The sequence below is a fragment of the Aliivibrio sp. SR45-2 genome (genome assembly GCF_963890165.1).
GTDB classification, from domain to species: Bacteria; Pseudomonadota; Gammaproteobacteria; order Enterobacterales; family Vibrionaceae; genus Aliivibrio; species Aliivibrio salmonicida.
Genome location: NZ_CAWPRC010000077.1, coordinates 68925 through 82943, shown reverse-complemented (window position 1 = coordinate 82943; position 14019 = coordinate 68925). Strand labels below are relative to the sequence as shown.

9 protein-coding genes are annotated in these 14019 nt (G+C 40.4%); 8 read left to right on the top strand and 1 reads right to left on the bottom strand.

Translation table 11 applies throughout. The annotated features are described in order from the left end of the window. The 5 genes from AACV33_RS03800 to AACV33_RS03780 all read left to right on the top strand — a co-directional run. Positions 1-1236, top strand: a 1236-nt coding sequence (locus AACV33_RS03800; protein ID WP_220488592.1) for a beta-galactosidase domain 4-containing protein, incomplete at its 5' end; no start/stop codon positions are given. Continuing rightward, complete coding sequence (locus AACV33_RS03795; protein WP_182699900.1) at positions 1236-1688, top strand: beta-galactosidase subunit beta; 453 nt, start codon at positions 1236-1238, stop codon at positions 1686-1688. The genes AACV33_RS03800 and AACV33_RS03795, both read left to right, overlap by 1 nt. 148 nt (positions 1689-1836) lie before the next feature. Then, the gene (locus tag AACV33_RS03790) at positions 1837-3264 is read left to right on the top strand and encodes an amino acid permease (protein ID WP_182699899.1); all 1428 of its coding nucleotides are present in this window, start codon (positions 1837-1839) and stop codon (positions 3262-3264) included. A 153-nt stretch (positions 3265-3417) separates the two neighbouring features. Beyond that, positions 3418-6327 carry an HD domain-containing phosphohydrolase gene (locus AACV33_RS03785; protein ID WP_255458536.1) on the top strand — a complete coding sequence of 970 codons (2910 nt, stop codon included), beginning with the start codon at positions 3418-3420 and terminating at the stop codon, positions 6325-6327. Positions 6328-6613: 286 nt separating this feature from the next. Beyond that, complete coding sequence (locus AACV33_RS03780) at positions 6614-8038, top strand: amino acid permease (protein ID WP_182699898.1); 1425 nt, start codon at positions 6614-6616, stop codon at positions 8036-8038. Positions 8039-8167: 129 nt separating this feature from the next. Here the strand turns inward: AACV33_RS03780 and AACV33_RS03775 are convergent, their stop codons facing one another. Beyond that, positions 8168-9400 (bottom strand): CynX/NimT family MFS transporter, encoded by a 1233-nt coding sequence (locus tag AACV33_RS03775; protein WP_023603041.1) that lies wholly within the window; start codon positions 9398-9400, stop codon positions 8168-8170. A gap of 94 nt (positions 9401-9494) precedes the next feature. Here AACV33_RS03775 and AACV33_RS03770 point away from each other — a divergent pair, with 94 nt between their 5' ends. From AACV33_RS03770 to ygjK, 3 genes are all read left to right on the top strand, one after another. Next, on the top strand, positions 9495-10265 hold the full coding sequence (locus AACV33_RS03770) for an AraC family transcriptional regulator (protein ID WP_182699897.1): 771 nt from the start codon (positions 9495-9497) through the stop codon (positions 10263-10265). A gap of 234 nt (positions 10266-10499) precedes the next feature. Then, complete coding sequence (gene ygjJ, locus AACV33_RS03765; RefSeq protein WP_017021827.1) at positions 10500-11495, top strand: protein YgjJ; 996 nt, start codon at positions 10500-10502, stop codon at positions 11493-11495. Positions 11496-11627: 132 nt separating this feature from the next. Then, entirely contained in the window at positions 11628-13997 is a 2370-nt protein-coding gene (gene ygjK / locus AACV33_RS03760; RefSeq protein ID WP_182699901.1) for an alpha-glucosidase, read from the top strand. The last annotated feature ends 22 nt before the right edge of the window (positions 13998-14019 follow it).

The window sequence follows — 14019 nt, the reverse complement described above, 5'->3', positions numbered from 1 at the left end:
TTCTCAAATCTTGATGACTACACCATTACCGCAGAGATCCGTGCTGAAGGCGAAACACTGCAAAGCACCACGCTTAAAGTAGAAGGTTTAGCTGAAAACTCAAGCCGTGATATTGAAATCGCACTGCCAGAGCTAGACGGCCGTGAAGCCTTCATTAACTTCACTGTACGTAAAGATTCTCGCACTCTGTATAGCGAAGCGAATCACGACATTGCGATTTACCAAGTTCAGTTAAAAGAAAACACAGAGCAACTGCCAGTGTTCTCAAACAGCAATGCGATAGCTCTTGATATCACAACATCTCGTTTAGATTATGTTGTAAAAGGGCTTAACTTTGCGCTTACTTTCTCAAAAGTGAACGGTAAATTAACCTCATGGCTAGTGAACGGTGAAGAGTTAATAGCAAGCTCACCTAAGCTGAATTTCTTCAAACCAATGGTGGATAACCATAAGCAAGAGCATGAAGGTCTGTGGGAGCCTGCGCATCTTCAAATCATGCAAGAGCATTTCCGCTCTATTGAACTTGATGCCTCAAATGGTAAAGCTACTTTCACAGTAACCAGCATTATTGCGCCACCTGTGTTTGATTTTGGTATGCGTTGTACTTACGTGTATGAAATCAACAAAGAAGGTCAGCTAAATATTCAACTCTCTGGTGAGCGTTACGGTGATTACCCTCATGTTATCCCTGTACTTGGCTTAGATTTAGGCATCAACAACGAGTTTGACCAAGTGCAATACTACGGTCGTGGTCCTGAAGAGAACTACCAAGACAGCCAACAAGCAAACATGATTGATGTGTACCAAACAACTGTAGCGAATATGTTTGAGAACTACCCGTTCCCACAAAATAACGGTAATCGTCAGCACGTTCGTTGGGCATCGCTAGCGAATCGTCATGGTTCTGGTCTGTTTGTGAAACCTGAGCAAGAGATTAACTTCAGTGCTTGGTTCTATACCAACCAAAACATCCATGAAGCGCAGCACACGATTGAGCTTAAGAAGAGTGGCTACATTACGCTAAACCTTGACCACAAACTGATGGGATTAGGATCTAACTCTTGGGGCTCTGAAGTATTAGATTCATACCGTGTGTACATGGATAAATTCCAGTACGCACTGACTTTGGTTCCATTCCAACAAGGTGGTTGCTCACCAAAAGCATTGGCAAATCACACATTTACCTCAAATACGACATTCACTTCAAAAACAACAGTTGAAGGCGGAGAAAAGTAATGATCATTTTAGACAACCTAGAGCAATTTAAAGTGGTATATCGTGACGGCCGTAAATGGAACCGTTGTGTAGAAGCAATTGAAAACATTGGCAATCTTAGAGATGGGGTTATGTATTCGATTGGCGATTCTTTGGTTTATATGATTGAAGATGGCGTTGCAAAAAACACAGGAAACTTTGTAGGTAATCGTCGTTATTTCGACATTCACTATTACCTCGAAGGCCGTGAAACCGTTGAAGTGGCTGATAAGTCTGACCTAGAAAGTGTGCAAGCCTATTCAGATGAAACTGACCGTGAACACCTAAATGGCAACGGTCAAATACATCAACTTTGTAAAGGCCAAGTGGCTGTATTTGATAACAGCAAAGCGTACAAATTCCATGGCGATAATCGTGTTCGTAAAGTGGTTATAAAAGTCACTATCGAAGACGGTTACTTCCTGAATAAATAACAAATCAAGATAAGCACTAGAAAACAATATAAAAATAAATGGCATCTGGAAATATATTCAGAGCCAAATAATAGGGAGAGGTTAGATCGCAAATCGCGACTAAATCTCTCCCATCATACCTACAATATGTGATTCATCGGAGTACCTTATGTCTACATCAACTCGTGGAACGATAGGCAAGTTCGCCTTACTGTCTATGACTTTTGCTGCAGTTTATAGCTTCAATAATATCATCAATAATAATATTGAGATCGGGCTATCCTCTGCACCTATGTTCTTCCTTGCAACCCTGTTCTATTTTGTGCCATTTTGTCTTATTGTGGCCGAATTTGTATCCCTAAATAAAAACTCTGAAGCCGGTGTTTACGCATGGGTAAAAAGCTCATTAGGTGGACGTTGGGCTTTCATTACCGCGTATACTTATTGGTTCGTTAATCTATTCTTTTTCACCTCTCTTTTACCACGAATCATCGCTTATGCGTCTTACGCTTTCTTAGGGTTTGAATACATATTTACGCCACTAACAACCGCGGTATTAAGTACGTTATTGTTTGCTGTCGCGACCCATGTATCAAACAATGGCGCGAAACTGTTGGGGCCAATTACCTCAATTACCTCATCACTAATGCTGCTACTCACCTTGTCATACATTCTTCTATCAGGTGGCGCACTTCTTGGTGGTATTGAACCAGCAGACCCAATCACAATTGAAGCAATGACTCCAACATTTAACTGGGCATTCCTAGGAGTTATTACATGGATTTTCATGGCGGCGGGCGGTGCAGAATCAGTTGCGGTTTATGTAAATGACATCAAAGGTGGACACAAATCTTTTGTTAAAGTTATCATCATTGCAGGTATCTTTATCGGTGTGCTTTATTCTGTTGGTTCAATTGTTGCTAACGTATTTGTTTCTCGTGAAGAGTTGAAATTTACAGGTGGCTCAGTACAAGTATTTGAAGGCATGGCAAGACACTTCGGTCTTTCTGAAATTATCATGAACCGTTTTGTTGGTATCGTCTCGTTTACTGCAATGCTAGGTTCGTTACTAATGTGGACAGCTACACCGGTTAAAATCTTCTTCTCTGAAATTCCAAAAGGTATTTTTGGTGAAAAGACAGTCGCCCTAAACAAAGAAGGCGTGCCAGTACGTGCCGCATGGATTCAATTTTTAATCGTTATTCCACTGATGTTTATCCCAACATTAGCGTCTGATACGGTACAAGACTTAATGAGCACCATCATTAACATGACAGCGGCAGCCTCTATGCTTCCACCTCTGTTTATCATGATTGCGTACTTAAATTTACGTATAAAATTGGACCACCTAGAGCGTGATTTTAAAATGGGCTCTCGCTTCACTGGTATCACAGTAGTTTCAATTCTAATTGGTATTTTTACGGTTGGTTTCTTTGCATCGACCTTCCCGACGGGTGGAGATATCATGACCATCATCTTCTATAACGTCGGCGGTATTGTTATCTTCCTTGGCTACGCTTGGTGGAAATACAACAAGTATGAGCAGTCATTAAGCAAAGAGCAGCGTCTTGAAGAATCAAAACCTGCCGTTCAGTAATTTACCAACGTTTAATTAAGGAAAACGAGCGACTAAAATCCGAGAGTATCTATATTCTCGGATTTTTTATTGCCATTTTATCCGTACCTAACCATCGATCTTTTACCATTTGTGCACTATTTTTATTCTAGATAAAAAAATAAATGGTGCGTTATGATATCTCTAATAAAAAAAATAAAAGATAAGCTAGTATTTCCACTGCACATTCATATATCGACGTTGTTTACGGTAATGATCATCGTCATCTGTTCGGTGCAAATATACATAATGAACAAAGGCATCAATCAACTTTTACTTGAAGCCACCTCAACCATTTTTGACCGAATATCGACAGAAACAAGATCCTCAATAAGAAGTGAATATAGACCCGCCTTTAACGCAGTAGCTAAGCTCTCCAAAAGAGATATCGTCTATACCGAAACATTAGAGCAGCGCAACGCTTACTTTACCGAATTAGCGATGCTCTTAGATTTACACAAACACGTCTCGACGTATCGTATTTCCTTTCCAAATGGCGATTGGTTTGGGGTTGGTATATTAGGTAATTCCTTATTTAGAAAAAAACTAAACACTCCAGAGAATACTTACTATTTCTTCATCAATCATAACTCTGTTATCGAAAATAAAACCACCGTTTTTTTCTACGATGACCAAGCACGTTTTATCCGTTCAGATGAACTTAATGAACATCAATATGACCCAAGAAATGAGAATTGGTTTAAGAATTCGATCAAAGAAAAAATCGTTTTATCCAAACCTCGTTACTTTCCAGGATTACAACAATTTGGTTTAACCATTCATAAGAAAGCAGAGAATAACGTTGTTGTAAGTGCTGATATTTTAATGGAAAAACTCAGTCATGTATTAAAAAGCACGGCTATCCACCCCTCCTCTCTTAGAGTGCTTTATGATGAAAAAAACATCGTTTACGCAAGTAATGCCTCTAGCCTCGCTTTAATTAAAAAAGAAGAAAGTAAAATTATTAATTTGAGTGATTTATTTAACTCTGAGGTATTAAATTCAATTAATCACATCAATTTAGACCAAGAAATTCAACAATATCAAAACAATGGCGAACATTGGTATGGGAAAATATTTTCAGTTCCGATTAATGCTGAACGATCATTAAACTTATTGATTGCGGTAAAAAAATCAGAGTTGTTATCTAGTGCCTATATTATTCGCCAACAAACCATTTTGTGGTCTTTCGTTATCCTAATGCTGTCGATTCCCTGTGTCTATTTCATATCTCAAAGGGTATCAAAACCGATCCAACAAGCCACAGAGCAAGCACGACTAATATCCACATTTGATTTTTCATCTATCGATCATACATCGACTAAAATACTTGAAATAGCGAATCTGACCCGATCGATTACCAGTATGAAATCAGCAATAGAAAATTACTTCAATCTAACGAACTCAATATCAAAAGAACATGATTTTGAGGAATCAATAAAACTTATTGGACGCAGTACCGCAGAGGCCACTAAAGCCACCGCGGCTTATCTCTATCTTATCAATGATAAAGAAACACACATAGATCCTCAGTTTGCATGGCGAGCAAATACACAAAGTGAAGACATTAGTGAATTAGAAAGCTTTGCTTTAGATGATAAAAAAATAGCAAAAACCATTGAACATATAATGATTAAAAAGAAACCCTTTGAAAACCTGAATATTAATCAGCTCGACAAACAAGAACAGAATAAATTGGGCTTAAACAGCGAACAAATATGGTCTATCACCTTTCCTTTATTTTCTAGAGAAAAGCAAACAATAGGGGCGATGGTGTTAGTGTTTGATGTAAAAAACAGTGAGTATGTGCGTAATACGCAATTCAGCTACTTCGAGTCATTAATGAATTATACCTCCATCGCTCTCGAAGGACGAAAAATGCTACAGAATCAAAAGGATTTACTCAACTCTTTTATTCAAATAATGGCAAGTGCGATTGATACAAAGTCTCCTTATACTGGAAACCATTGCCAGAAAGTGCCTCTATTAACCCAATGGCTTGCGCAAGTGGCGAGTGATTCTTCTACTCCACCCTTTAACGATTTCACACTGAATTCAACAAAAAAAGAGGAATTAAGAATAGCTTCATGGCTGCATGATTGCGGAAAAATAACCACGCCGGAATACGTCGTTGATAAAGCAACAAAATTAGAGACTATTTACAATCGAATTCATGAAATACGAACCCGCTTTGAAGTATTAAAACGTGACGCTGAAATAAAACAATGGAAACAAGTGTTCAACAACACACTGCCTGATGAGTATAGAGAAGAATTGGAACAAGAATGGCAACGATTAGATGAAGAATTTGCTCTTATTGCGAGGGTAAATGTGGGTGATGAGTTCTTATCAGAACAAAACATCGAAAAAATACACCACATTGGTCAACAAACATGGACGCAAACCTTAGATGATAGCCTTGGTCTTGCATGGGAAGAAAAAGCACGTTTACATAACTCGAATAGCCACTTTATTCCCTTAACCGTTACTCTCTTACAAGACAATCAATCTCACCTCATTCCGAGAACAACCAACATAGATCAAGATCCACGTTTCACATTACAGCTACCCGAATACAAAAATAATATTGGTGAAATCTATAATCTATCAATTCAGCGTGGAACGCTAAATAATGAAGAGCGATTCACAATAAATGACCATATTATTCAAACCATTAAAATGCTAGAAGCACTCCCATTCCCAAAAACGATGAAGGATGTTCCAAAAATAGCAGGTGGCCATCATGAAAAAGTCGATGGCACTGGTTACCCTATGGGACTAAAAGCAGAAGAAATGCCACTCACCGCACGAGCAATGGCTATTGCTGATATTTTTGAAGCCCTAACCAGTCACGATCGACCATATAAGAAAGAAAAAACATTAACGGAATCTCTAAAAATAATGAGTTTTATGGTTAAAGATAAGCATATAGATAAAGACTTATTTAATTTATTTTTAACCTCAGGTCTTTATCTCAAATATGCAGAAACACACTTAAATCCAGAACAATGTGATGACGTTGATATCAATAACTACCTGAGCTAGTTCTACAGGGCTGTTTTTTTGCTTATTGAACATCGCAATTCAACATAACCTTATGCATTTTGCTATGTATCACTCCTCTGCACCAATAAATATTGGTGCACAATTCCCGCTTTTCTTTTAATACGGATCATTATTCTCAGTGTTGCGTAGATCACCATCACAGTTTGCTGCTTTCTTATTCTCCGTTTAATGACACATCTCACAGTAAGTTTTAGTAAAACTAACTACTATAATTTTACTAAAACTTACTAGAATATTTAATGCAAACATATAGGATGCTATTACTATGTCTGAATCTTTACGAGGCACGATAGGTAAATTTGCCTTACTGTCGATGACGCTCGCGGCGGTATTTAACGTCCGTAACATTGTGAATAATAATATCGAATTGGGACTGAGTTCTGCACCCATCTTTTTACTTGCGACCCTTGTTTACTTTATTCCCTTCGTATTCATCATCTCTGAGTTTGTTTCTGCAAACAAAGACTCTGAATCAGGAATGTACGATTGGCTAAAAAAACCATTAGGCAGTAAAGCCGCGTATTTAGGTTCTTTCCTTTATTGGTTCGTAAATCTATTTTGGTTTATTTCTCTATTGCCTAACGTTATCGCTTACGCGTCTTATGCAATGCTGGGTTATGAATACAGTTTCTCACCAATGGTGACTTCTATCATATCTATTGTGTTGTTTGCGGGGGCTACCCATATTTCAACCAAAGGCGCATCTTGGTTAGGTAAAATTTCAGAACTCGTCGCATACGGTGTGTTCGCATTGTTTGGCATTTACGTTATTGGTGCACTAATGGCACTTGGTGGGGATCACGTTCCTGCTGAGCCAGTCACACTAGAAGCAATGACACCAACCATTAACTGGGCAACACTGGGTATTATGTGTTGGATTTTCCAAGCAGCCGGTGGTGCAGAAACCGCCGCAGCCTACTTGAAAGATGTGAAAGGCGGTCAGAAGACCTTCATTAAAGTAATCATCGCAGCAGGTGTTCTTATAGGCGCTATGTACGCGGTAGGCTCTTTGTTAGTGAACGTATTTGTTCCTCGTGAATCGTTGACTTACGCAGGTGGTATGGTTGAAATATTTACGGGTATGGCTCAGTACTTCAATGTCTCTGAATCATTAGTTGGTCGCTTTGTTGGTATCGTTCTGTTCATCGCTATGTTTGGCTCGATGATGATGTGGACTGCGGCTCCAGTTAAAATTCACTTTTCTGAAATTCCAAAGGGCGTTTACGGTGAAAAAACCACAGAGCTAAATGAACACGGCGTACCTGTTCGCGCCGCTTGGTGGCAGTTCGCTTTCGTTGTTGTGATGTTAATCGTAAATGGTTTTGGTTCTGAATCAGTACAAGAGATGATGAACACCGCTATCAACCTAACCGCTGGTACAGCAATGTTACCGCCTATCTTTATCATGGTTGCTTACTTTGTTTTCCGTCTTAAATACGATGACACACCACGTGATTTCCGCATGGGTTCTCGTAAGTTTGGTATGAGTGTGGTGTCTGTTCTTATTGCTATCTTTGTTGTAAGTATGACCGCATCTGCGTTCCCAACCGGTGTTGATTTAGTTAAAGCGTTCTTTATTAATGTCTTTATGACTGCGGTATTCTCAGCACTTGCATGGTGGTGGATCTCTCGCTTTGAAAAGAAACAAGCGAAAAGTGAACAATCAGCAACAAAAGAAATCAAAAAATAAACATAGGCAAGAAACAAATTAGCGTTTAGTTTCCCTTAATTATGACAAAAGGCACTGATTCCCTCAGTGCCTTTTTTGTCTCTGTTCTTATTCAACTACTGTCTAAAATCAATCAGCATGAAATAAATATTACACTCGTTTGGCATGACCTTTTTTATCTATCGTATATGGTAGCCCAGCAAACATTGCCGTTACACCCCACGCAACACAAACACCAAGACACATCATCAATGGTACATTCCAGCTTCCTGTCATCTCATGCAACAAACCAAAACAAATAGGCCCCGCTGCCGCAAGCAGATAACCCATACATTGAGCCATGCCTGATAACGCGGCCGCTTGATGTGCATCGTGAGTTCGAATACCAACAAACGACAAACCTAAAATAAAACCACCACCACAACTAAAACCAAACATGATTATCCAAACAACCGCCAGCGCTGGCATCATTAATAAACCACAGATACCAACAAACGCTAACGCAGACATCAACACGCTTAATACTCGTTTGTCTTTCATTTTCGACATTAACGGAATAAGAATTAACGCAGGTACCGCCGTTGACAGTTGTAGAATCCCATGTAAATACCCCGCTTGATGCTCTGAATACCCATTATCAACCAAGATAGTTGGTAGCCAAGCAATGAAGATATACATGATGAATGAGTTCAACCCTAAGAAAACCGTCACTTGCCACGCCGCAGCCGTTTTCCAGATATAGCTGTGACTGTCAATTTGTGCCGTATCTTTCGTTGGCGCCGTACGATTACCTAATTGTGATGACCACACTGCAATAGCAATAATGGGAAAGATAATAACCGAGCCCAATGACACCGCCCAATTTGGTATCGCAGTAATACCCAAAGAGTCTGCTAAATTTAGCATTGGTATAGCGGAACTTGAACTAATGGTTGATCCAACCCCCATCATTAATACATAGATAGCCGTAAACGTCGTCACTTGCTTTGGAAAGTCTCGCTTTAGTAAACTTGGCAGCAATACATTACCAATCGCAATACCTACCCCGATAATACTGGTTCCTAAAAACAGCATTGGAGCTGTGCCTGTCGAACGAAGAAGAACCCCGACGGTAATCGCAATCAAAGCCATCATTAACGACGATTCCAATCCTATTTTTCGAGCTAATCCTGACGAGATAGGAGAAAAGAAAGCAAAGGCCAGCAGAGGAACCGTTGTGAGCATTCCGGCTTGTGTTGCGGTTAATCCCAAATCTTTTGAAATGAAATCTAAGATGGGACCAATTCCCGTAATTGGACCTCGAAGATTACTCGCAATAAGTAAAATCCCAACAATCAAAAGCCCAGGGTGCGCCAGTTTTTTAATTTTATTTTTATGTGACATATCAATCTCCTTAAATCTAGGCTCCATCATATACTTTACTTTCTCATCCGAATTTATGTATATTGACAATAAATAACGATAAACGGTCAAAGTCATGCCTAACGATTCAATGTTTTATAATTTTGATTCTGATGCCTACCCACAAAAAGTCACAGCTCTTCGTATTAATCAAGAAGAAGAAACGGTCTTTCATCAGCATCAAAAAGGTCAATTGGTGATGCCGTTAAGCGGATTTGTCACTTGTACCATTGCCGACGCCATTTGGATGGTGCCTGCAAATTGTGCCGTTTGGATCCCAAGCCAAGTTTTTCACAGCAATCGAATTTCATCAGGTTCTGATGTGTGTATGCTTTTTATTGATCCCGATATAAAAGGTATCCCAGAGAAGAGCTGTACCTTGTCTATCTCCCCTTTATTGCGAGAGTCGATCATTGCGTTATCGTCCGTCGATCAACATTATGAAGCCGAAGGGCGAACGGCAAGATTAGTTGAAGTCCTGATTGATGAACTAACCGCTATGCCAGCAGAGCACTTCGATTTCCCTATCCCCTCAGAGCCTCGCTTACATAAAATAGCCAAAGAAATGTACGGTGATCCAAGCAACCGTCTCACTGTTGGTGAATGGGCAAAACGCTTTGCCATGAGTGAAAGAACGCTATCAAGATTAGTAAAACAAGAGTTAGGAATGACCTTTGGCCATTGGCGCAGTCAATTACATATTGTATTGGCGTTGCAAAAACTCTCTTCTGGAGACGCGGTTCAACGCATTGCTGAAGATCTAGGCTATGAATCGGTCAGCGCTTTCATCTCTTTCTTCAAAAAAACATTAGGCCGCTCACCAAAACAATACATGAAGATTAAGTAAATACTCCCTAATTAGGTCTACGTAAATTAGATTTTTTTAGAAGTAAAACTTTAAGTAAATATAGATAAAAACAATCTCACTTCTCTCACATTTATGCCGTTTTATTCTTCTTTTTCTTATCTCTCCTCGCTATTCTTTCTTTATTGATAATTAACTCCGTATTCATTTATTACTGAGTAACCCAATCAATTTCTAATAAGAAAAATTTACCCACAACAGTGAGAACCTCTAAACATGAAACCTACTTTTGCAAAGCTGTCTTTACTTTCTACTCTACTTTTAACAGCGAATGTCCATGCCATTGAAACTGATTTTTACGGTGAAATGGGCATTGGTGGTCGCACTTTCTTTGATGGTGACGATAAAGGTCGCTACAGTGATGGCACCTATATTGAAGGCGGACTCGCTATTGAAGAAGGCAATTGGTTTGGCTTAATTTACGGTGAGGGCTGGACAGTACAAGCGGATGATGACGGTAATGCGTGGGCAACAGGTCATGGCTGGGGGGGCTTTGAAGGAGGAATAAATCGATTCTATGCCGGATATAGAACTGACGCAGGTACCGAGTTTATTGCCGGCCGCATTGACTCTTCTTTGGATGATATTCAATGGTGGGGAGATTCGACACCAGAAAATGGTTATACCCTACCAAATACACGAGATGTGAACGTAGGAATTAAAATACGTAATGAAGAAGGAGCCCTTCGCTACAGTGTTTCTGCGGCACCAGAGTCAGACTTCTCTGAAGATGATGCTCTTGTTCACTTCGGTCGATACGATGAATACGCCAATAAATACAGCTACTCTGCGTTTGTAAATGGTTATGTTCAATACGATATTGCAGAAGATCTCACCTTGCTTGGCGGTGCTGAATTTACCGATGGCGACGGTGAAATGTATTTACTTGGCGCAGAATATAAAACCCTCGCAGCACGTGTCTGGCATCATACCGATCAAGGTAATGACATCAGCGAAGGGACAGAAACAGGCATAATGACCAGTGCCTATTATGAAGTGGCAAAAGGCGTTTATCTTTCTGCGGCTTATAACTACGCCAATACCAAACTAGACACCGCTGAAGATGAAACCACGTCTTATATTAATGGCGGTGTTTGGTATGAATACGCCGGTGGCAAATTTGCGACGGCTATTGACACTAAGTTTTTCATGAACAATGACACGACAGATTCAGCCAACGAAATCTTCATCATGCAATATTACTATTGGTAAGAGAATCACATTATTCGTAAATTTAGCTCCATTATATGAGACTAACTTCACGGACACCTTTTCTTTTTATTACTACTATTTAACCAGTTAATTTTAGTAAAACTTTTACTTTAAAGGGTAAGAAATTTAATGATGAAATTAAAACTTTCAGTACTTGCTGTCGCTACCGTTCTGTCCGTTATTGGCTGTAAAGCAACAGATGGCGCAACTGAACCTACTGCCACTCAATTTAAAGATGTGATTGACCGTACCGGCTCTCCAGAATACATGCGTGATTATGATTTTGATGATCATCAACGCTTTAACCCATTTTTTGACATGGGCTCATGGCACGGTCATCTTCTCCCTGACAATGATGATGGCATGGGTGGATTCTCTGGCACCGCATTATTAACAGAAGAATACATTAACTTCATGGCCAATAATTTTGACCGTTTGAGTGTGTATAAAGACGGGCGAAAAGTACAGTTCACCATGGAAGCCTACAGCTTACCGGGCGCGTTGATTCAAACCCTAACCTCTGATGACGTAAAAGTAGAACTCACATTACGCTTTGCAACCAATCGTACGTCATTAGTTGAAACTAAAATAACAACCAATTCTCCAGTCGAATTAGTATGGGATGGTGAGCTGATTGAAGGCAATCACGCGAAAGAAGAAGAATCTCAATCAAACAAAACCATTGCAGAGGCCTACCCTGATTACAACCGCACTATCGTACCAACTAACGATGGACTAACGGTTACTTTTGGTGAAGTGCGTGCAACGTGGTCGTTATTAACGTCTGGAGCCTCTGAATATCAAGTTCATAAATCAATTCCAACAGCGACTACTGTTGATGGCTTAACCTTTACTTCTACCGCTAATATTGAGCAATCCACTACTATTTACACCACTTATTCTCATGTATTAACGGCTGAAGAAAACAAAAAAGAACAAGCGAAAATCAACGATATTCTAGCTAATCCGAATCAATACATGTCGGCAACCGAAAATCGTTGGCAAGAATACCTTGAAAGAGGGTTAAGTAATCCAAACGCAACCCCAGCGCAAGAGCGTGTTGCAGTAAAAGCAATGGAAACCTTAAACGGTAACTGGCGCGGTGCGGCTGGTGCAATGGAGTTTGATTCTGTCACTCCATCGGTCACGGCTCGTTGGTTCTCTGGCAACCAAACATGGCCGTGGGATACATGGAAGCAAGCGTATGCAATGGCACACTTCAACCCTGAAGTAGCAAAAGACAATATTCGCGCGATGTTTGCTTATCAAATTCAAGCCGACGATAAAGTTCGTCCTTGGGATGCGGGTTTTATTCCTGATTTATTAGCCTACAACACAAGCCCTGAGCGTGGCGGTGATGGCGGGAATTGGAACGAACGAAATACTAAGCCAAGCCTTGCCGCATGGGCGGTTATGGAAGTTTACAAAACCACTAATGATAAAGCATGGTTAGAAGAAATGTACCCTAAACTGGTCGCGTATCATGATTGGTGGTTACATAACCGTGATAACAATGGCAATGGCGTACCAGAATACGGAGCTTCACGCGACAAAGCCCACAATACTGACGCGGGCGAGATGCTGTTTACGGTTGAACGTAACGGCAAAACAGAAGAATTGTCTGGCCTAGATAAATACCAAGAGATCATTCAATCTGGTGATTATGACCACATTGAGATCCCCGCACAAACTGCCGCTTCTTGGGAATCAGGTCGTGATGACGCCGCCGCTTTTGGTTTCATAGATAAAGATCAACTGGATGCTTATGTCGCCAATGGCGGAAAACGATCTGATTGGGAAGTGAAATTCGCTCAAAACAGAGATAAAGACGGCACATTACTGGGCTATTCATTGCTGCAAGAATCCGTGGATCAAGCAAGTTACATGTACAGTGATAATCAATACCTAGCGGAAATGGCTGACATAATAGGCCGCAGTGATGAAGCCATTATTTTCCGTGAAAAAGCCGACCACTTAGCAAGCTACATCAATACGTGTATGTTTGATGAAGGTACGGGGTTCTTCTACGATATTCGTATTGAAGATAAACCTCTGGCTAATGGCTGTGCAGGTAAACCAATTGTTGAGCGCGGTAAAGGCCCAGAAGGTTGGTCACCACTCTTCAATAAAGCCGCAACGCAAGCCAATGCTGATGCCGTTGTAAAAGTAATGAAAGACCCTGCAGAGTTCAATACATATGTTCCATTAGGCACTGCGGCATTAACAAGCCCTGCTTTTGGTCCTGATATTTACTGGCGTGGACGCGTGTGGGTTGATCAATTTTACTTTGGTCTAAAAGGCATGGAAAGCTATGGCTATCGTGACGATGCGGTTGAAATGGCAGGCGCTTTCTTTGATCATGCAGATGGCTTGGTTGGCGATGGTCCTATCCGCGAAAACTACAACCCACTAACGGGTGAACAGCAAGGTGCACCAAACTTCTCTTGGAGCTCTGCTCACCTTTACATGCTGTATAACGATTTCTTCACCGCAGAAAAATAATAAACGCTTTACTTAGCACATC